This is a genomic window from Evansella tamaricis, assembly GCF_019042215.1.
Lineage (GTDB): Bacteria > Bacillota > Bacilli > Bacillales > Salisediminibacteriaceae > Evansella > Evansella tamaricis.
This window is the reverse complement of sequence record NZ_JAHQCS010000075.1, coordinates 1-21,003: the sequence shown is the minus strand read 5'-3', so window position 1 is coordinate 21,003 and position 21,003 is coordinate 1. Positions and strand designations below refer to the sequence as shown.

The 21,003-nt window shown below is 39.6% G+C and carries 14 protein-coding genes; 9 read left to right on the top strand and 5 right to left on the bottom strand.

The genetic code is table 11. The annotated features are described in order from the left end of the window. Positions 1 to 888 (top strand): hypothetical protein, encoded by an 888-nt coding sequence (locus tag KS419_RS07175; protein WP_217065439.1) that lies wholly within the window; start codon positions 1 to 3, stop codon positions 886 to 888. A gap of 313 nt (positions 889 to 1,201) precedes the next feature. Then, the gene (locus tag KS419_RS07170) at positions 1,202 to 1,870 is read left to right on the top strand and encodes a TVP38/TMEM64 family protein (protein WP_217065437.1); all 669 of its coding nucleotides are present in this window, start codon (positions 1,202 to 1,204) and stop codon (positions 1,868 to 1,870) included. Positions 1,871 to 1,991: 121 nt separating this feature from the next. Here KS419_RS07170 and KS419_RS07165 read toward each other — a convergent pair whose 3' ends face one another. The 3 genes from KS419_RS07165 to KS419_RS07155 are packed head-to-tail and all read right to left on the bottom strand — an operon-like array spanning position 1,992 to position 4,354. Continuing rightward, the gene (locus tag KS419_RS07165; protein ID WP_217065435.1) at positions 1,992 to 2,303 is read right to left on the bottom strand and encodes a hypothetical protein; all 312 of its coding nucleotides are present in this window, start codon (positions 2,301 to 2,303) and stop codon (positions 1,992 to 1,994) included. Between the two features lie 45 nt (positions 2,304 to 2,348). Beyond that, the gene (gene rarD / locus KS419_RS07160) at positions 2,349 to 3,308 is read right to left on the bottom strand and encodes an EamA family transporter RarD (RefSeq protein WP_217065433.1); all 960 of its coding nucleotides are present in this window, start codon (positions 3,306 to 3,308) and stop codon (positions 2,349 to 2,351) included. 20 nt (positions 3,309 to 3,328) lie between these two features. Further along, positions 3,329 to 4,354: a phosphotransferase enzyme family protein gene (locus KS419_RS07155; RefSeq protein ID WP_217065431.1), complete on the bottom strand. Its 1,026-nt coding sequence runs from the start codon at positions 4,352 to 4,354 to the stop codon at positions 3,329 to 3,331. 417 nt (positions 4,355 to 4,771) lie between these two features. On the opposite strand from KS419_RS07155, the gene addB reads away from it, so the two are divergent. The 7 genes from addB to KS419_RS07120 all read left to right on the top strand — a co-directional run bounded on the left by addB (position 4,772) and on the right by KS419_RS07120 (position 19,182). Continuing rightward, positions 4,772 to 8,281, top strand: coding sequence for a helicase-exonuclease AddAB subunit AddB (addB, locus tag KS419_RS07150; protein WP_217065429.1), 3,510 nt, complete (start codon positions 4,772 to 4,774; stop codon positions 8,279 to 8,281). After that, on the top strand, positions 8,271 to 12,011 hold the full coding sequence (gene addA / locus KS419_RS07145; RefSeq protein WP_217065428.1) for a helicase-exonuclease AddAB subunit AddA: 3,741 nt from the start codon (positions 8,271 to 8,273) through the stop codon (positions 12,009 to 12,011). The genes addB and addA overlap by 11 nt, the downstream gene beginning before the upstream one ends. A 1-nt stretch (position 12,012) precedes the next feature. After that, positions 12,013 to 13,179: an exonuclease SbcCD subunit D gene (locus tag KS419_RS07140; RefSeq protein ID WP_217065425.1), complete on the top strand. Its 1,167-nt coding sequence runs from the start codon at positions 12,013 to 12,015 to the stop codon at positions 13,177 to 13,179. Further along, entirely contained in the window at positions 13,176 to 16,565 is a 3,390-nt protein-coding gene (locus KS419_RS07135) for an AAA family ATPase (RefSeq protein ID WP_217065424.1), read from the top strand. Before KS419_RS07140 ends, KS419_RS07135 begins: the two co-directional genes overlap by 4 nt. Before the next feature lie 55 nt (positions 16,566 to 16,620). Continuing rightward, positions 16,621 to 17,556 (top strand): EamA family transporter, encoded by a 936-nt coding sequence (locus KS419_RS07130; RefSeq protein WP_217065422.1) that lies wholly within the window; start codon positions 16,621 to 16,623, stop codon positions 17,554 to 17,556. A 484-nt stretch (positions 17,557 to 18,040) separates the two neighbouring features. Then, entirely contained in the window at positions 18,041 to 18,373 is a 333-nt protein-coding gene (locus tag KS419_RS07125; RefSeq protein ID WP_217065420.1) for a DUF952 domain-containing protein, read from the top strand. A 413-nt stretch (positions 18,374 to 18,786) separates the two neighbouring features. After that, positions 18,787 to 19,182, top strand: coding sequence for a hypothetical protein (locus KS419_RS07120; RefSeq protein ID WP_217065418.1), 396 nt, complete (start codon positions 18,787 to 18,789; stop codon positions 19,180 to 19,182). Here KS419_RS07120 and KS419_RS07115 read toward each other — a convergent pair. Next, a complete protein-coding gene (locus tag KS419_RS07115) occupies positions 19,103 to 20,698 on the bottom strand; it encodes an ABC-F family ATP-binding cassette domain-containing protein (protein WP_217065416.1) in 1,596 nt (531 codons plus the stop codon). The genes KS419_RS07120 and KS419_RS07115 overlap by 80 nt on opposite strands. 74 nt (positions 20,699 to 20,772) lie before the next feature. Next, positions 20,773 to 21,003, bottom strand: a 231-nt coding sequence (locus KS419_RS07110; RefSeq protein WP_217065414.1) for a hypothetical protein, incomplete at its 5' end; no start/stop codon positions are given.

Here is a 21,003-nt window from a genome sequence, read left to right as displayed (position 1 = left end):
ATGAACCGTTTCATTTATATCATGTCATTCAGTTGTCTCCTCATATTAGCCGTTGTTTGTTTCGTATTACCTTATACTCCTTTATTTACAGGGGAAGTGGAAGAAGTTGTTTATATTTTAACAGATGATGGTGAAATGTTATTCCCTCCATTTCCCCCATCATCCGAATATTGGTTTGGCACAGATGAATCAGGAAGGGACTTGCTTCAGCAGTTAGTCCAGTTTGGACAAAATACAATCGGTATCGTATTCCTAATTGTGTTTCTCCGCTTTATTTTTTCCCTGCCGCTAGGCTATTTAACGAAAAATAAATCTGGATTCACGTATTGGATGATGGAGAAATTGCATCATTATTTATCGGGGCTTCCGGTACTACTCTTTATTATTTTATTTATGAATTTACCATTCATTGAAGCATCTTCCAACCGGACCATTTGGGTCGTCCTTTTTATTGTCCTCCTTGAAGTTGGGAGATTATCCTATTTATTTAGTGATGAACTGAATAGCCTATACAAAAAGTCGTTTTATGAAGCATCTAAAATGACAGGCTCACGATTTCCTTATCGCTTTATAAAATATGATTTGAGGCATTTTGGACCATCATTAGGAGTGTTATTTGTATTAGAATTATCGAGAGTGATGATTCTTCTCGGACAAATGGGCTTTTTATCCATGTTCATTTCCCAACAGTGGTTTACGATGGAGGCAGGACCATTGACCATTCAAAATCGGTTTGGAACTTGGCCAACCTTACTTGCCGATACGAGACAATTTATCAGGGAGGATTTTTGGATTCCGCTATCTCCGGTATTAGCGATCACCTTTGCTATCATTACATTTCAGCTTTGTGCAGAATCAATTAAACGCTATTTTCAACAGTCACCATGATATATTTTACAAATAAAAGTTTGTGACCATAGTTACTTCTTTTTTAAAATTTTCGTGCTTAATATAAACCATGTTAGGCTATACATGTAATAGCGAGTAAATATGGAGGCACTGAAAAAGTGGTGCTTTTCCACTTTTTCAGTCTCTCGAAGCAAAAAGCATAGCCGTCGCAATCTTTAAAAAGCCTGATAGGAGCGGTTTTCTCCTATCAGGCGAGCGACGAGCGAAGCCATTGCCATACAAATAAAGGAACTGAAATAGTTGTAAGATACTTTTTCAGTGGCCTCTAAATGTGATGGAGGAGTCTCCTAGTATGTCAAAGAAATTTTTACTTAAATTATTTGTATTTATAGTGCTAGTGGTTTTCATCTATGTTATAAATGGGACTCTTGATCTTCATCCGGAAGATATCCACGCTCTCGTTATCTCATTTGGTTGGTGGTCACCACTTGTCTTTATTCTCATGTTTTCTGTCAGACCATTTATGCTTTTTCCAGCTTCTATCTTAGCGATAGCAGGAGGCCTTTCCTTTGGACCAATTGCTGGTCCTATTGTTACTTATATCGGTTCCCTATCCGGTGCCACAATCTCTTTTTTAGTGGCAAGAAAACTAGGGAAACGGTTCGTTCAGAGAAATTGGAAAGGGAAGGGGAAAAAGTTGCAGGAAAAAGTAGAAGAGAAAGGATTTATCTATGTATTGGCACTTAGACTTATCCCCGTTGTTAATTTTGATTTTGTAACTTACCTTTCTGCGTTATCTAAGATTACTTTTCATAAATATATAGCTGCGACGATGGTAGGGATCATCCCTGGTACACTAGCATTTAATTTCCTTGGAGCAACTTTTCTAGATTTGAGTTGGGAAATGATAGTTCTGACATGTGGAATGTTTATCCTTGCTTTCTTCGTACCGCTATTCATTCAGAAGAAAATGGCAGATAAAAATATATCGATTGACCTCTTTCCCGACGAAAGATATTAAAATAAGGCTCGGATAAACTAAAAACGTTACACAATCATAGCGAAGTATAGGAGCTAATGACAGTATCAACTATCATTTCATTCGGTTTTCTCATTGATTAACACACATGTGTGTTCTAGCCTCATTTTTTATACAAGTTATAACTGATAGGTATAAAAGAGAGGAGAACGAGATAAAGAAGACTGAACCCTAGCCAATTGAATCCTTCTAGAATAGGTATAGCAACAACAGTTACAAAGTTAACGGCCACTATGGGGATAACCCATTCCTTTGTGATACTTGGTAAAAATATGAAAAATAAGCCGATACTCATCATCAGGAAGAATGTGGAAACAGTAAAGTAAGGATACTCATGAATGTCTGTGAAATTATAAAACAGCACCACAAGTCCCCCGGAGAGAAGGAGGGTAAAAACGATCGCATCTTTATTCATTTTTTATCCTCCTTTCTTAAAACTATCCATCGTAAATGGATCTTGTTATACTTCTGCTTTAATAGCAGTGTTTTTTGAAGCGATTTCAAGGGCTTGTCGTTTTAATTTTTTTGATATTTGATATCTGCTGATGGTAAACAAAAGTAAAGCTACCCAGATAATGGTAAATGCTACGAAGTGGATGCTTGAGAATGTCTCTCTATATAGAAATATACCAAGAAACAGCATGATTGTTGGTGCAATATATTGAAGAAATCCCATTAATGATAACGGTATACGTTTGGCCCCAGCACCAAAAAGAAGAAGAGGTGTTGCAGTGGCTGCTCCTGCACCTATGAGAAGCCAAAATGTCCTTTGGTCACTGAAATAAAACATGGAAAGGGACATACTGTGTTGGATGATTAAATATCCGATGGCAAATGGTGCTACAATAAGTGTTTCGATGGCCAAACCAGTTAGTGCCCCCACTCGGACAATTTTTTTCAAGAGACCGTAAATGGCAAAGCTAAAAGCAAGCACGATTGCAACAGAAGGAAATGAGCCAAAAGAAACAGTCAATAATAAAACAGCAGTTCCTGCAAGGCCAACGGATAACCATTGCATTTTAGATAATTGTTCTTTTAGAAAAAATACACCCATTAAGACACTGACTAACGGATTAATATAATATCCCAAACTAGCTTCTAAAATATGATTGTTTGTTACTGCCCAGATATAAGTAAACCAATTTGCCGTAATAAATATTGCTGCGAGAAAGATTCCTAGCATTGCCTTCGGTTGTTGGATGATACTTTGACATTCTTTTATAAAGGAAGGTGATTTTCCAAGGAGGAAAAGCACTGCAAGTAACAGAATAAAAGACCAAATAATCCGGTGGGCTAATACTTCTTCCGGCGGGATGTGCTCAAGCCATTTCCAGTAGATTGGCAAAGTTCCCCATAACAGATAAGCACTGGCACCGGAGAGGATACCCCATTTTACCGATTGTGAAGATTCAACAGACATATATCATTCCCTCTTTTTCTTTATTCTAATTTAAGTTTTTTTACTTCTGCCAATAATTTTTCGTATGATAATTGAATGACTGGCTGTTCTTCCACAATACGTTGACGGATGGAAGATAAAAGCGACTTCTGCTTTTCCGTAAGTTCCTTTCCTCCCCATTCATGATGAAGGATGGCGAATAAATCACAATCCCGGAGTTTTAGAAAGAGTGGGAGTTTATGTAATACCTCTAATGGCATTTCACTCTCCGTAAGGTAGCCCTTTAAGTAGGAAGCGAAAAATGCTTCTCCAAATACTTGCAATTCTGATGGTGATCCGTTAAATTGCCATAAGCAATAGTACAGCGGCATGGCCAAGTCATGAATAATGTAGTGATACGCACAATCATCAAAGTCAAAAATCCAGAGGCGTTCCCCATCATAAAAAAAGTTTCCTGAATGAAGATCAGTATGTGTCAGCAAGTACGTATCCTCAGTTTTAGGTAAGGAATTAATTTCTTCAAATAGGATAGCGACTTTTTCCTGTACGATAGTATCGTCTGGCAGATAGTTAGTAAATACTTCACTAGACATGACCATATAATCTTCCCTTGGGGGAATTCCTGGTGAAGGGGTATATTTTTTAGTCAAGGAATGTAACTGCCCTGTAGCTTTTCCCCATTGGAAAAATAATTCATGATTAGTCCGGTTCTCGCTAATATTTATTTGGGTGCCCTGTGCTTTTTCAAAGGCGCTGACATAAAAACAAGTATCACCGGCAATAATTTTTTCCACAAATGATCTATTATTTGACAAAATCGGCCCACATACATGGGCTCCGTTCGTTTTTAAAAAAGATAGCCAATCCATCTCCCCTTGTATTTGTTTGATATTTCGATGGGAAGAGTGGCAAAACCGTAAGACATATTCCCCACTGTTAATAAAACCGCCATAAATATAATTTTCAAATCCAGCCAATTCCTTTAACGATGATATCTCCATATTAAAGGCATCTGCACCCATATGTAAAACGTCATTTGTAAAATACTTCGCTGCTTCCTTTTTCATCATGTCCACCACCTTTTTCAAAATAGGTTTTGTTAAAGCAATTGTTGATTTTCACCCCCTAGAAAGGGAGGGATATGGTAAAAATCGACATAAACATTAACAAATCCTCAAAATAAAGAATAGTATTCTAGTTAATTAGCTTAAAATCCTCTTTTTCAAAAGGTAATTTATAAATTTTTGCACCTTCGGGCATTGTCTCGCTCCACCGTCCTACGCTCGTGTTCCTATGCGATTGCGCTTTTCTTCTCGAAAATGAAATTTCGGAGTTTTTTATTATGAGAGTAAGAAGGAAAGGAAATCCATAAGAGGAATTGGATTATTGGATGAAAGGGATAGTAAAGATTTATAATACTTCCCGTTTCAAGTACAATAATGAATAGAAAGCTATAATTTTAAGGATTGTTCTGAGGTGACAAAATGGCAGTTTCATATTTTATAGGACGAACAGGTACTGGGAAATCAACATCCATTCTAAATCAAATAAAGGAAAGTATGCTTGCAGATCCAATGGGAAATCCAATTATTTATCTTGTCCCTGATCAAATGACGTTTCAATCGGAAGTGACACTCGTAAAGGAATCCCATGGGGGAATGTCTAGAGTACAAGTATTAAGTTTCTCACGGTTAGCTCTTAGAATACTGCAGGAAACGGGAGGAATTTCAAGATACCATCTCCAACGAACAGGAATTCACATGCTTCTCCGAAAAATTGTGGAAAGGAGAAAAGGGGATTTTTCTGTTTTTGGAAAGGCAACTGATACGAGTGGGTTCATTGATCAATTAGAACAGGTCATGACAGAGTGGAAGCGATATAATGTTTCCATAGAAGCGATTAACGATTATTATGAACAGTTAGTCAAGAAAGATAATAAGAATCCTCAGGAAATGGTTCTCCAGGGGAAACTCCATGATATGGAGATAGTTTTTCAGGAATTGGAACAGGAGTTAGGAAATCACTATCTTGGATCAGAAGATTATTTGGCCCTTCTTGCCGAACAAATTTCTAAGTCTTCTTATCTGAAACGGGCAGAAGTATACGTGGACGGTTTTCATAGTTTTACCCCACTTGAACTGCAGGTCATTGGGGAGTTGATGGTACAAACGGAAGAAACCACTTTTGCACTGACTGTCGATCGTGATATACAAGATGGGGAGCAATTAAACGAACTGGATCTTTACTTTGAAACAGCAAGGACATTTCAGGAGTTAAGAACCATTGCTCGTGAAAAAAAGGTGGAAGAAAGGGAGACAATTCTGTTTTCGATGCCACATCGGTTTAAATCACCTGAATTAGCACACTTAGAACAGTATTATGACACAAGACCGTCGCTTCCTTTTGATAATGGGGAAGAGATTCAAATGATTGGTGCCGTTAACCGACGCAGTGAAGTGGAGGGAGTGGCACGGGAAATTCTTCATCTTGTCCGGGATAAATCCTATCGTTATCAGGATATAGCCATCTTGCTAAGGAATATGGGAGATTATGTGGATTTACTGGAAACGGTTTTTGAAGATTATGCTATTCCATTGTTCATGGATGAAAAACGCTCCATGTTAAATCATCCTGTCATTGAATTTATCCGGTCTTCATTAGAAGTGATTCACGGGCATTGGAGGTACGAAGCAGTTTTTCGATGCTTTAAAACAGACCTTCTCTTTCCTGCTGACGGAGAGGTCAGCAAGATGAGAGAGCGTGTAGATCAACTGGAAAACTATGTCTTATCTTATGGAATTCAAGGAGCAAGATGGTATCAAAAAGAACCGTGGACGTATAGAAGAGTGCGAACTTCTGCTGATGGGGAACGGGAGCGGACAGAAGGGGAGGAACGGTTTGAACGGGAACTAAATACATTAAGGTCTCAGTTAACAAGACCCCTTATTCAGTTGGAACGAAAGATGAAGCGTGCAAAAACAATCCGGGAATACTGTGAAATCCTTTATATGTATTTAGAAGATTGCGATGTACCGAAAAAATTGGAAAAAATGGGGGCCGATTCCCATGGGATGGGAGAACTTCGCAGATCCCGTGAACACGAGCAAGTGTGGTCCGCAGTATTAGAATTGCTGGATCAAATGGTAGAGATGGCAGGGGAAGAGAAGTTATCATTTGATCTGTTCCGAAAGATGTTGGATGCAGGAATAGAAAGTATGAAATTTGCCATTATTCCTCCCGCCCTCGATCAGGTTATTGTAGCAGATATGGAACGGTCTCGCCTCGCTCAAATAAAATGCGCATTTCTTTTAGGTGTGAACGAAGGGGTCATTCCTGCGAAACCGGATGATGGAGGTATCGTAAGTGAAGAGGAAAGGGAAAGGTTACAGCAAAATGGATTTTCCCTAGCCCCAGGAAGCACGAGGCAACTATTAAATGAAAATTATATCATTTATCTGGCAATGACTACTGCATCTGAACGGCTTTACCTCACTTACCCCCTTGCGGATGAAGAAGGGAAAAGCATGCAACCTTCTATTCTATTAAAAAGGGTAAAGGATTTGTTTCCTAAATTGGAAGAAAATTTTTGGCTCCATGATCCTTCTGAAATGCCTTTGGAGGAGCAACTAGCCTTTGTTAATACACCAGGAAAAACATTGTCTTCATTAACTTCCCAATTGCAGGCTTGGAAAAAGGGATATCCAATCGGCGAGTTTTGGTGGGATGTATACAATTGGTATGCTAATTCTACGGAATGGCGTTTTCAAGCAAAAACCATGTTGAAGAGCCTTTTTTACGAAAATAAAGCAGAGATGCTGCCAATGGAGATCAGTTCTGATCTTTATGGAACACATATTCAGACGAGTGTTTCTAGAATGGAACAGTATCAATCATGTCCTTTTTCTCAATTTGCCAATTATGGATTAAAGCTCAAGGAACGGGAAACGTACAAATTGGAAGCACCTGATATAGGCACACTCTTTCACGCCGCTTTAAAGGAAATGGCGGATCGGTTACGGAGAAACGGAAAGGATTTTTCTGCCCTATCTAAATCAGAGTGCAAGAGCTTAGCGAAGCAAGTTATCGATGAGCTTGCTCCAAAAATACAACGGGAAATATTGTTAAGCTCCAATCGCTATCATTATATAAAAGAAAAATTGGAGGAAGTGGTTGCGAGGGCATCTTCTGTTTTGGCCGATCAATCGAAAGCAACTGGTTTTTCCCCCATTGGACTAGAAGTGGGATTTGGGCCAGATCAGGATATGCCTCCTTTAACTTTTCAACTTCCAAATGGCTGCACGATGGAGTTAGTGGGCCGAATTGACCGGGTGGATCAGTTCAATAGTAATGGTGGCTTACTTTTACGAGTTATCGACTATAAATCTAGCAAAAAAGATGTCCAATTACTTGATGTCTATTATGGATTGGCTTTACAGATGCTAATCTATTTAGATGTGGTCATTACTTTCTCTGAAAATTGGTTAGGAACAAAGGCCTCCCCTGCAGGAGTACTATACTTCCATGTTCATAACCCAATAATTCAGGCAAAGGAAACGTTAACGATTGATCAAATTGAAGAAGAATTGTTTAAACAGTATAAGATGAAAGGTTTAGTAGCAAAGGATCCTGAAATCGTTCGTTTAATGGATGTGAACCTTGATGACGGAGGCAGATCATCAATCATACCTGCTGCATTAAAAAAGGATGGGACATTTTATTCCGATTCTTCTGTCATTTCTGATGGGGATTATGAAGCATTGCGAAAATTTTTGAGAAATAAAGTGGAACAGATTGCAACTTCCATAACAAATGGAAATATTGAGATAGCTCCAGTGAAAAATAAACAAAAGATCCCTTGTACTTTTTGTTCCTATAAGTCAGTATGTCAATTCGACCCATCGGAATCCAATGAATATAGAAAATTAGCTAATTTAAATAAAGATGAAATCTTAATGAAAATTCGAGAGGGAGGGGGAGAAAAAGATGAGGATTAATGCTAAACCGGAAGGGGCAACATGGACAGACGATCAATGGAAAGCTATCGATGCATCAGGTAATAATATTCTCGTTGCAGCAGCTGCTGGAAGTGGAAAAACAGCTGTTTTAGTAGAACGGATTATCCGGAAAATAGTAGATCCCGCCAGAGGGGTTGATGTGGATCGGCTTCTCATTGTTACGTTTACCAATGCTGCTGCAGCGGAGATGAGAAACCGGATTGGGGAAGCGATAGAAAAAGAATTGAAAAAAAATCCAACATCCCTCCATTTACGCCGGCAACTATCCATCCTCCAGCGGGCTAATATTTCAACCCTCCACTCCTTTTGTATGAAGGTTGTTCGTCAATTTTATTATGAAGTGGAAGTGGATCCAAAGTTTCGTATTTTAGATGATACGGAGGGGGAATTAATTCGGGAAGAAATACTTGATGACTTATTCGAAGAGGAGTATGGCAAAGAAAAGAATGATGCTTTCTTTGAAGTGGTAGATAAGTATAGTGGTGACAGAACAGATGAACCACTCCGTCACTTGATAAGAAAGTTATTTGATTTTTCCCGGTCTCATCCGGATCCTTCTGCATGGTTGGATCAGTTGGTCGCAACGTATGAGGTGGATCATGTAAACGAGCTCGAAGAACTTCCGTGGACTAGGGATTTGATTAAAGATGTGAGAATTCAGCTCGAAGGGGCGAAGTCTTGGCTGGAAAAGGGGATGGCGTTAACAAAAGAGTCAGGGGGACCCGCAAAATATAGTGAGAATTTTGACGTTGATCTGGAGTATGTAAATAGGCTGACTACCGCAAGAACGTGGAAAGAACTATACATTTATTTTCAGCAGGAAGGATTCGGACGTTTAAAATCAATCTCTAAAAAGGAAGATGTGGATGAAACCTTAAAGGAAAGGACGAAAGGGTTAAGGGAACAGGCAAAAAAACTGGTGGAAGGAATTAGAAAAGAGTTATTCTTGAGGGATCCGGAAACCATGCTGCAGGATGTAAAGGAAATGGCACCTTCCGTCTCGGTGATCGTTCAGTTAGTGAAGGACTTTACCGGAAGATACATGGATAATAAACGGGAAAAAGCTGTTCTGGACTTTAATGACTTAGAGCATTTATGTCTATCCATTCTTTGGAAAAAGAAGAAAGGGACCGGGGAATGGGTTCCTTCGAATGCTGCAAACGAGTTTAAAGAACACTTCACAGAAGTGCTTACAGATGAGTATCAGGATACAAATTTAGTTCAGGAAATGATACTTAGTCTTCTTGCAAAAGAGGATAACCGTTTTATGGTAGGAGATGTAAAACAAAGCATCTATCGCTTCCGGTTGGCAGAGCCATCGTTGTTTTTAACAAAGTATGCGACATTTCAAAAACAAGGGGATGGACCTGGCTGGCGAATTGATTTGGCCAAAAACTTCCGAAGCAGAAGCGAGGTTCTCGATGCAACGAATTTTATTTTTCGGCAGATAATGGACGCAACAGTGGGGGAGATTGATTATGACACTGATGCGGAATTGCGTTTAGGAAATGAAGACTATCCGGTTCAGGATGGATTGGAGACGGAACTGGCAGTGATTAATAAAGGTATTCCATTGACGGTTCAGGATTCCACTGATGAGCAAATAGTACTAGAAGAAGATTTGGAAACGTCCCAGATGGAAACGAGGTACATGATTAGCCAGATTAAAAAACTAGTTAAAAATGGGTATCCCGTATTCGATAAACAACGGAATACCACAAGACCAATAACATATCGGGATATTGTAATTTTAATGCGTTCCATGCCTTGGGCTGCAACCATGATGGATGAATGTAAAAAAGAAGGAATTCCGGTTTACGCAGAGCTTTCCAGCGGTTATTTTGAGGCTGTGGAAGTTCAAGTGATGATGTCTCTGTTAAAGGTAATTGACAATCCATATCAGGATATACCGCTGGCTTCTGTTCTCCGTTCTCCTATTTATGGATTAGATGAACAACAGCTTGCTCATATCCGAATTATGGATAAATATGGTACGTATTTTGAGGCACTGAAGAAGACAGCGTCGGAATCACCAGACAAGGAATTACGGGAGATGGGAACTGATTTTCTTCATAAAATGGATCATTGGCGAACTAAAGCTAGGAATGGCTCCCTTTCAGAACTGATTTGGGATTTATATAGGGAAACAGGTTATTTTGATTATGTTGGTGGAATGCCAGGGGGAAAACAGCGTCAAGCCAATTTAAGAGCTTTATATGACCGCGCCCGTTCTTATGAGGAAACATCCTTTAGGGGGTTGTTCCGATTTCTTAGATTTATCGAACGGATGCAGGAACGGGGGGATGATTTAGGAACTGCCAGAGCACTTGGAGAGCAGGAGGATGTTGTGCGAATCATGACGATCCACAAAAGTAAAGGACTTGAATTTCCTGTTGTATTTGTTGCAGGAATGAACAAAAGGTTCAATATACAGGATTTACACGGCTCTTATTTACTTCATAAGGATCTTGGATTTGGCTCTAAATATATTGATCCAAAATTGAGAGTTGCCTACCCAACATTACCTCAGCTTGCGATTAAAAAACGGATGCATATGGAAACATTAGCAGAAGAAATGCGGGTTCTATATGTGGCGCTCACCCGTGCTAAGGAAAAACTATATCTTGTGGGGTCTGTTAATGAGGCAGAAAAAACGGTGGAGAAATGGAACGGGTTTTTATCCCATACAGAATGGCTTTTACCTGCTATTGATCGACAAAAGGGATTAAGTTATTTGGATTGGGTTGGACCGGCCGTAAGCAGGCATCACTCATCCCGAGATCTTTTTACTGAGGGAGAAGAATCTGTCCAGTCTAAATGTGATGATGTACGAATGGACCCATCAAAATGGAAGGTAACAGTGGTTGATCAGGAATCACTCCAATCGTCCAAGGTTGATGAAGAAAAGGAAGAGACGTCCATTGAATCGGCTATTTACCACTTAAAGCCGATCCCATTCGGGTCAGATAATGGAGAAATGGTGAAGGGTCGTCTAGAGTGGAAGTATTCCTATACTAATTCAACAATACATCGATCCAAACAGACGGTCAGTGAATTAAAGCAGGAACTTCATGATGAATATAGTGAAAAACAATTTATATCAGGATTTCAATCCAAGTATGCGGACAGACCAAAATTTTTACAGGAAAAATCTTTAAGTGCAACAGAAATGGGGACTGTCATGCATGCAGTGATGCAGCATCTTCCATTAACGGAACAGCCAACAGAAGAAATTATTGAGAAGCAAGTGAAGTTGATGGTGGAAAAGGAACTTCTGACAAAGGAACAGGGAGAAGTGGTAGATGTGGAAAAGATTGCCCGTTTTTTTACCACTAATATCGGAAAGAGAATGCTCACTGCTAAAAAAATCGAACGGGAGATACCGTTTAGTTTAGGAATCTCCGCCTCACAAGCCTATTCATCTTGGAATGGAGACGAAGAGAACACGGTGATTATCCAAGGGGTAATTGACTGTGTGTATGAAGATGCAGATGGAAAGCTTGTACTCCTGGATTATAAAACAGATAAAATTGAAGGGAGATTTCCTGGAGGTTTTGAAGAAGGGAAGGAAGTTCTCAAGGAAAGATACAGTGTTCAGTTGTCATTGTATTTACAGGCGTTGGAATCCATATGGAAAGAGACCATCGATGAAGCACACCTTTTCTTTTTTGATGGAGCACACGTGTTAACCATGAAAGGGGGAGAATAGAATGCGATTATTGCATACGGCAGATTGGCACTTGGGACGCACTCTCGAAGGGAGAGACCGACTTCAGGAACATGAACAATTTTTTCAGGAATTAGAGGAGATTGTCGTCGATCAAAAAATAGATGCTATTCTTATGGCGGGAGATGTATTTGATTCTGTGAATCCCCCAGCAAAGGCAGAAGAACTGTTTTATGAGAGTATGTCCCGGCTCTCTGATAATGGTAAACGACCGATTATTATCATTGCAGGAAATCATGATCATCCAGACCGTTTATCTGCAGCCAGAAGCCTGATTAAAAAACAGGGAATTTATATTTTAGGATATCCCACAACAGAAACTGTTTCTATTAAGCTAAAAAACTTTGATTATCGGCTGAATATTGCAGCCCTTCCTTATCCTTCTGAGTCGAGATTAAAAGAAAGTTTTGTGGAAACAGGGGATGAAGAAACGTTAAGGGAGGCTTATGATGAGCGGATTAAAGGGATATTTGAAGAGCTGACGAAAGATTTTTCAATGGATGATGTGAATGTGGCCATGAGCCACCTTTTTGTGGCAGGGGGAAGTGGAAGTGAATCGGAACGCCCAATTGAAGTGGGTGGTGCTTATACAATTCGGGCCACCAATCTGCCAGCTAATGTACAATATACAGCACTCGGTCATCTCCATCGCCCACAGGATGTAAAGCGTGCACCAAAGCTTGCAAGGTATTCTGGATCTCCCCTCGCACTCAGTTTCTCAGAATCAGGGTACACAAAATCTGTAACGATAGTGAACGTGGAACCAAAGGGGGAACCGGTGGTGGAAGAAATATATTTACAGTCTGGAAAGCCGTTAGTCAGATGGAAAGCGAGAAACGGTTTATCGGAAGTGTTTCAGTGGATTGAAGAAAAAAGAGATGAAAATGCCTGGATCGAGTTAGAAGTCCATATGGAACATACACCATCGATGGAAGAGATTCATCAACTGAAAAAAGAATACCCTGGCCTATTAACGATTCGTCCTATCTTTCCAGATGAAGGGACGCCCTACGAATCAGAGGATAGAAAGCATGTACCAATTGATGAAATGTTCAAGAGATTTTATGAAAGACAAACAGGAGGGGCTGTTCCTGAACAAGAAGTAGTGGAATTATTTTTGGAATTGATCAACGAGGAGGGGGAACAATGAAACCCATAACCTTATCTGTAAAAGGTCTCCATAGCTTTCGCGAGAAGCAAACGGTAGATTTTGAAGCGCTCTGTGAAGGTGGTGTCTTCGGTATTTTTGGTCCCACAGGAAGTGGGAAATCCTCCTTATTGGATGCCATGACGTTGGCTTTGTATGGAAAAGTAGAACGGGCGGCGAATAATACCCAAGGAATTCTCAACCATGGGGAAGAGACATTGGCCGTTTCCTTTACTTTTCAATTAGGAAATGGAAACCGTAAAAAACGATTTCTCGTGGAACGGACTTTCAAACAATCAGGGGAAGGGAATCTACGGACTGCTACAGCAAGATTAATAGATATTACAGGGGAACCTATCGTTTTAGCTGATAAAGCCGGAGATGTGACGAAAGGTGTGGAAGACCTCCTTGGTTTATCCATTGATGATTTCACCCGTGCTGTCGTTCTTCCACAAGGTAAATTCTCAGAATTCCTATCTCTGAAAGGCAAAGACCGGCGGCAGATGCTCCAGCGTATTTTTCATTTAGAAAAGTACGGGGATGAACTCATGAAAAAATTGAAAAGTCGTTTAGTTGATACAAAACATCAAAAGGAACTAGTGGAGAAAGAGCAAGAAGGACTTGGAAATGCGTCTAAAGAAGCATTAGGGGAAGCGAAGAAAAAGCTAGAAGATATTAAGAAACAGCAGGAAGTGGAAAAGAAGAAGTATGAAGTATTGGAAAAACGATTTGACGAGGAAAAATTAGTTCTTAAATTACAGAGGGAAAAAGGTGCTGCAGAGAATAGGTTGAAGGAACTAAGCCTTCGTGAAGGGGAATTAAAGGAGTTAGAGAGAACCCTTCTGAAAGGGAAAGAAGCGGCTATCTTACTTCCCTATGTGGAAGAGTTGGAAGAAAGTTTCATGGATTCTCAACGTTGGGCCCTGGAAGGGAATCAATTAAAAGAAAAACTGGACGACATTTCTGAAGAAGCAAAAAAAGGGGAGAGTCTATTTCTGGAAGTGAAATCCCAGCGGGAAGAACAGGAATCACGCCTTCGAATCAAACTGGAAGAATATGAACGGATGAAAAGGGAGCAGGAGGTTCTCAATCAAGAGGAACAAATTGTGATGAATCTTGAAAAACAGTTAAAGGAACAGGAAAAACTTCTGAAAGAAAATGAGGAAAAACTTGATCAAGCAAAACAGGATAAAAAGCAGTACGAAGAAGCCCAGCGAAAACTAAAAGCAGAACTGAAGTCCATAGAGATTCCTGGGGAGAAAAAGAGGGAACTCACAGCAGCCAGGGACCAAAAACAACAGATAGATCAATCGATGAATAAAATAACGGAGTTAGACTCTGAAGAAAAAAGTCTGGAAAAGAAAATAAATGAGGTTAAGGAAAATGGAAATAGAATCTTAGAGGAAACTTCTAAAATAGAAGGGGATCTCTCTACACGTTTTCAGCAGATTTATGGTTGGTATCAAGAAGTTTGTGAGGCAGAAAGATATCATCAAGAATTAATTAGATCCTTAAAAGAAATCAAGAGGGCAGAGGAAGGAAAACAACAGCATTTATTAGCCCATGCTTTACGAAAGCAATTAAAGGAAGGGGAGCCATGTCCAGTATGTGGATCCTTTGAACATCCACAAACAAAAATAGAGTTAGAGGCAGGGGAAAACACAGTTGTTGAACTGGATTGGATGGACAAACTAATCGAGGAAATTTCGTCAGAAGAACGGAAATTGGAAAGATACCGTTGGAAATTAGATGAATATTCCTCCAAATTGGAAGATTTCGTGAAGGAAGACCAGATTGCTGCAGCATTGGAAGAAGAGAAAGATCCGTTTTTATCAAATGTCGGTGGTGATCAAGAAAAGTGGGCAGCGTGTTGGTCACGAACAAAAGGTAAATGGAATAAGAAAAAATTGGCAATCGATGAACTTCTGGAGACAACAGATAATAGATTAAAAGAGATGCAACAGACAAAGGAAAAATGGAATCAATTCTCCATTCAAATTTCTGGTCTAGAAGAAAGACTCACTGAAACCCGGAACAGAAAACAGGAACGGACAGAAGGGTTAGAAGGTCAGAAATTAGAGTGGGATAATACTTATCCAAGTCTAGCTTTTAGCAGGGTAGAAAAAGAATATCAAACTCTTCTCAAACAAGAAGAGAAAGCCACTGTCATCAGGCAACGGATTGAGAACAGTGTTCCCCATATTGAAAGGAAACTGGAGGAAGTGGACAAGCTTCAGAAATTACTACAGGATGTTCACTTAAAGAAAACCGGATTAATGTCGGAAACCGATCATCGTAAGAACGGAATGAAAGAGAAAAAACGATTAATAGAAAACTCTGTTGGTGAATCTAATCCCCAGGCTCTTTTGGAAAAGACGTCTCTTGCATTGCAAGAACTCGTTAACCGTTATGAAAAAGCAGAATATACTTGGAAAAAACTACAGCATGAAATGAATGAAATTGTTAAACGGGACACGATAATAAAAGAAGCGATTAAGAATTCCCAGGAACGGTATAATCGGGCAAGTAAAGTGTTCGATAAGCAAGTGAAGGGATCAAGCTTTACAGATAAGGGAGAAATAAAGGTTGCTAGTTTAACAAATGCAGAACAAGAAAGATTAACTGTTTCTATCAATGAGTTTAATCAAGAGAAAAAGGAACAGGAAGTAAAATTGGCCCAGTCTTTGAAGGAATTATCTGGGAGAAGCGTGACGGAGGAACAGTTCGATCAAACACTCCTGGAGCTTCAGCAATCCAAGAATTATTTAGAGGAAAGAAGTTCCGAACGTGGAGCAGCCCTAGCCACTCTTCGAGAGTTGGAACTTCGGGTAAATCGTTATGAGGAATTAAATCAACAATGGAATAAATTGGAGAAAGAACTTGATCGATTACAGAAGCTTGATCATGTGTTTCGGGGAAAAGCTTTTGTGGAGTATATTGCAGAAGAGCAGTTAGTTCAAGTTAGTAGACTTGCATCAGATCGCCTCCATTCCTTAACGAGGGGAAGATATGCCATCGAGGTGGACTCAACTGGTGGTTTTGTTATTCGGGATGATGCGAATGGGGGAGTAAAGCGCCCTGTCTCCACATTATCTGGGGGAGAAACATTTTTAACTTCCTTAGCACTCGCGCTATCTCTATCTGCATCCATCCAATTAAAGGGGGAGCATCCACTGGAGTTTTTCTTCTTGGACGAAGGGTTTGGAACATTAGACCAAGATCTTTTGGAGATCGTCATTACTGCTTTAGAAAAATTGCATACAGATCACCTTTCTGTCGGTATAATCAGTCACGTACCTGAGTTAAGGGAACGATTACCAAGAAAGCTTATTGTCACACCAGCTGAAGCTGGTGGCAAGGGAAGTTCTGTCAGACTTGAATCCATGTAAGGGGGATTTTATCATAATAATAGGATGAATCCTAGATTGAATAGGGGTATCGTAAATGAAAGGAAGATGGATCGGGTTTGTTTTAGTTTTGCTAGGGGCATCATTTTGGGGAGTTGGGGGAACTGTTTCCCAACGCCTCTTCCAGGAGGATGGAGTGAACGTGGAATGGCTTGTTTCTGTTCGCCTATTAATTTCAGGGATAATGATGATACTCCTAGCTATTCTATCAAAAAATAGAAATAAAGTATTTGGAATTTGGACAGACAAAGGAGCTGCTGTAAATTTGGTCATCTTCGGTATATTCGGAATGTTAGCAGTCCAGTATACTTACATGGCATCCATTAATTTGGGGAATGCTGCTGTCTCCACACTTCTACAGTATCAGGCACCTGCTTTTATTATTATTTATTTCATTTTATCAAAAAAAAGTAATGTGACGAAGAAAGATGTTTTAACTGTCCTATTAGCCCTATTAGGAACCTTCTTTTTGCTAACCAATGGTTCTATTAATAATCTATCAGTTCCCTCAGCTTCTGTGGTATGGGGAGTACTTTCAGGAATTGCCTTAGCATTTTATACATTATATGCAGGTCCACTTCTAAAAAAATGGGGTTCCTTAAATGTTATTGGGTGGGCAATGATTATTGGGGGAACGGGTCTTGCTATTTTTAATCCACCGTGGAAGGTTACGATAACTAATTGGAATATGGGAACACTCTTTTTTCTGATTTTTGTTATCCTATTTGGAACAATGTTTGCTTTTTGGTTTTATCTCGAAAGTCTAAAATACTTAAAACCTCAAGAGACGAGCTTATTAGGGAGTATGGAACCACTGACGGCTGTTTTGACATCTGTTCTTTGGTTGAAGATTCCATTCGGCGCATATCAAATGGCAGGGGGATTAATCATTTTATTAATGGTAATCTATTTATCATTGGCAAAAGAGAATGATTCAGCGGTAAAAAAAGAGATGATCGAAAAGGCAGGATAACTATGGATAACTATGTGAACTACTCACGACTTATATGTTACGAGATTTGATGTGGGAGGTTCTTAGTTCCATGACGAAAGCAACTGTTCATCTCCCCCTTACCGTTGGTGTTATTACACCTTCACATACTTGAAGAGGGAGACTTCTTTCAGAAGTTGGTTAAAGTCGAGGTTGGGACGAAAGTGTTTAATCAATGAAAAACCGAATGAAATGACAGTTGATACAATCAATTGCTTTGGAAAAATACTTTGCTTATCCGAGGAGTGCTGGTGGCGGTACCCCTCCTCTTTCCCTACACGTTTCTTCCTCCTTTTCTTATGTCTTTTTGTATTAAAATAGGATCAATACTATTTAAGTAAAATTCAATAAATTGTAACATTTACACAGTAAAAACGATGATATCATATGAAAATCATACACTTTCACTCAAATTCGTTTTATAATACACTTGGATTACTAGTAATATTGAGGGGGAATATGACAGATGATCTTTCATTTGTTAACAAAATCAGAGTGGGAAAAAGCTCAAAGAGAAGGGGTCTATTGGCCAGAATCATTAGATATAGAAGGATATATTGACTGTTTTACAAAGGAACAATTAATCAAAGAAGGAAAAGATGTCTTGCCTGGAGTAGAGAAAGTAATTCTTTTAGAGATTTACTCCAATGACTTGGAAAGTCTTGTTGTTCTTGAAGATACAACCGAATCAGGGAATTTATACCCTCATGTCTATGGACATATTAACTTGAGTGCTATAAAGGGAGTTCACGAAATAAAACGGTCACAAAGTGGTACTTTGGAATTTTCAATATCATAAAATCAGTTAGGATAGGGAAGTAGTACCTACCTGACAAACTGAAAAAAGAGAGATCTTTTCGATTTAGTGAAAAGAGGCTGGAACACAATTAAAGTGTTTAACTGAGGGCGGACAATACCATAGTGATGTATATATCCGGAGCGAATGATATGCACTAACTATTATGTCCCATAACACTTTTGTTCCGGCCACTTTTTTTTAGAGGTAAGGATGTATAAGTTTTGGCAGCATCGGGTTTGTCTAGCTCCAGCGCCTACTCGCATGGGAACTGAAAAAGTGGTGCTTTCCCACTTTTTCAGTTCCTTCATATTCGCTGCGGGGCACTTCGGAAGTGACAACCGAAGTCAAAGAGCGGACTTCTAGATACTTCTTCGAATTCGCTGTCCAACGAGCGTTTACTTCAGTGGCAGCACGTGAGCGATGCTGCCCTTCGAATATGCTTCGAGTTGCCTCAACGGACAGGACGTCCTAATATCGGGAATGCCACAGGACGTGGCGTTTTGCCCGATGAACGGACAGGACGTCCTAATATCGGGAATGCCACAGGACGTGGCGTTTTGCCCGATGAACGGACAGGACGTCCTAATATCGGGAATGCCACAGGACGTGGCGTTTTGCCCGATGGACGGATATACTTCAGCGCGATGCTTGTAGAGGAAGAGGCACTGCCCTACGCTCGTGATCTTAGTCGAATGCGCTTTTCTTATAAAATTAACCGAAGTATCAGTTTTATTTTTTTGTCTTCCATTCCACATATTCATCATAGGTCATTTCTTTATCGAATACACCTGTATCCTGAATTTCAATAACTCGATTCGCAATGGATTGATTAAACTGATGGTCGTGTGATGTGAAGATAAGGGCTCCTTTAAAGTTAATTAATCCATTGTTTAGGGCAGTGATGGATTCAAGGTCCAAGTGGTTAGTGGGATCATCAAGCATTAAAACATTTGCACCACTCAACATCATCTTGGAAAGCATACACCGTACCTTTTCTCCTCCAGATAAAACACTCGCCTTTTTCTTTGCTTCTTCTCCGGAAAAAAGCATACGTCCTAAAAATCCACGTAAAAACGTTTCTGTTTGATCTTCAGGGGAGTATTGGCGTAACCAGTCCACTAAATCTAAATCGACTCCTTCAAAATACTTGGCATTATCCTTTGGAAAATAGGCCTGTGAAGTAGTAATTCCCCATCTATAAGTACCACTGTCCGGTTCCATTTCCCCTGCAAGTATTTTTAACAAAGTGGTTTTGGCAACATCCTTCGTTCCAACCAAAGCAATTTTATCATCTTTATTCATTACAAAACTAACATTATTTAAGATCTTAACTCCGTCAATTGTTTTTGTTAATCCTTCCACTTGAAGTAAGTCATTTCCAATTTCCCGATTTGGTTTAAAGTTAACATACGGGTATTTTCTGGAAGATGGTTTTATATCATCGAGTTCAATTTTATCCAACAGCTTTTTACGGGAAGTGGCCTGTTTTGATTTAGATGCATTTGCACTAAATCTTGCAACGAAAGCTTGTAGTTCTTTGATCTTTTCTTCCTTTTTCTTGTTTTGTTCCTGAGCCATACGAAGGGCCAATTGACTTGACTCGTACCAAAAATCATAGTTTCCTACATAAACCTGAATTTTTCCGAAATCCAAATCCGCAATGTGTGTACATACTTTATTTAGGAAATGTCGGTCATGGGATACTACAATGACGGTATTATTAAAATTAATCAGGAACTCCTCCAACCATTGTATCGCTTCAATGTCCAAGTGGTTCGTAGGTTCGTCCAAAAGTAAGACATCCGGATTCCCAAAAAGAGCTTGTGCCAATAAAACTTTTACTTTTTCGTTTCCAGAAAGATCTGCCATCGTTTTCTGGTGAAGATTTTCATCAATACCGAGACCTTTTAACAAAATGGCAGCATCCGATTCTGCCTCATATCCATTCATCTCTGCGAATTCCCCTTCTAATTCCGCGGCACGCATACCGTCTTCGTCAGAAAAGTCCGGTTTCATATAGATGGCATCTTTTTCTTTCTTTACTTCAAACAGGCGCTTATGTCCCATCATGACCACTTCAATAACCACTTTTTCTTCAAATTCAAAATGGTTTTGCTTTAAGACGGCCATCCGGTGACCAGGGGGCATGCTAACATTTCCTGTTTGGGAATCCAATTCCCCTGATAAAATCTTTATAAAAGTTGATTTACCGGCACCGTTTGCTCCGATTAAACCATAGCAATTTCCTGGTGTAAATTTAATATTTACATCTTCAAACAGCTTCCGATCCCCAAATCGCAAGCTAACATCTGTAACTGTTATCATTTACTCTCATCCTCTTCAAATAATGTCTTTGAAATTATACCACGTTAAAGAAAGATTGACGAGGGGAGAAGTCGTCACGTTTGCGTCAACCATTTGTGGGCATATTTTTTAGTGAGTTCAGGAATGCCTCTTTTTGTTAAGTTTTTGTTGACAACGCTTTCTTGATTTAATGAGTTGTTCAAATTACCTTTAACAAATTTTTTTAAGCAATAAGTTAAATGTTTATACTCGAATCCGTTACAGACGGACGCTTTCCGCGGGCACGGCCTCAGCCTCCTCGCCGCAAAGACCAGCGTCTGCGGGGT

Excerpts from the sequence above, each read along its gene's own strand:
- KS419_RS07175 (WP_217065439.1), top strand. The coding sequence starts at position 1 with ATGAACCGTTTCATTTATATCATGTCATTCAGTTGTCTCCTCATATTA.
- KS419_RS07170 (WP_217065437.1), top strand. The coding sequence starts at position 1,202 with ATGTCAAAGAAATTTTTACTTAAATTATTTGTATTTATAGTGCTAGTG.
- KS419_RS07165 (WP_217065435.1), bottom strand. The coding sequence starts at position 2,303 with ATGAATAAAGATGCGATCGTTTTTACCCTCCTTCTCTCCGGGGGACTT.
- rarD (WP_217065433.1), bottom strand. The coding sequence starts at position 3,308 with ATGTCTGTTGAATCTTCACAATCGGTAAAATGGGGTATCCTCTCCGGT.
- KS419_RS07155 (WP_217065431.1), bottom strand. The coding sequence starts at position 4,354 with ATGAAAAAGGAAGCAGCGAAGTATTTTACAAATGACGTTTTACATATG.
- addB (WP_217065429.1), top strand. The coding sequence starts at position 4,772 with ATGGCAGTTTCATATTTTATAGGACGAACAGGTACTGGGAAATCAACA.
- addA (WP_217065428.1), top strand. The coding sequence starts at position 8,271 with ATGAGGATTAATGCTAAACCGGAAGGGGCAACATGGACAGACGATCAA.
- KS419_RS07140 (WP_217065425.1), top strand. The coding sequence starts at position 12,013 with ATGCGATTATTGCATACGGCAGATTGGCACTTGGGACGCACTCTCGAA.
- KS419_RS07135 (WP_217065424.1), top strand. The coding sequence starts at position 13,176 with ATGAAACCCATAACCTTATCTGTAAAAGGTCTCCATAGCTTTCGCGAG.
- KS419_RS07130 (WP_217065422.1), top strand. The coding sequence starts at position 16,621 with ATGAAAGGAAGATGGATCGGGTTTGTTTTAGTTTTGCTAGGGGCATCA.
- KS419_RS07125 (WP_217065420.1), top strand. The coding sequence starts at position 18,041 with ATGATCTTTCATTTGTTAACAAAATCAGAGTGGGAAAAAGCTCAAAGA.
- KS419_RS07115 (WP_217065416.1), bottom strand. The coding sequence starts at position 20,698 with ATGATAACAGTTACAGATGTTAGCTTGCGATTTGGGGATCGGAAGCTG.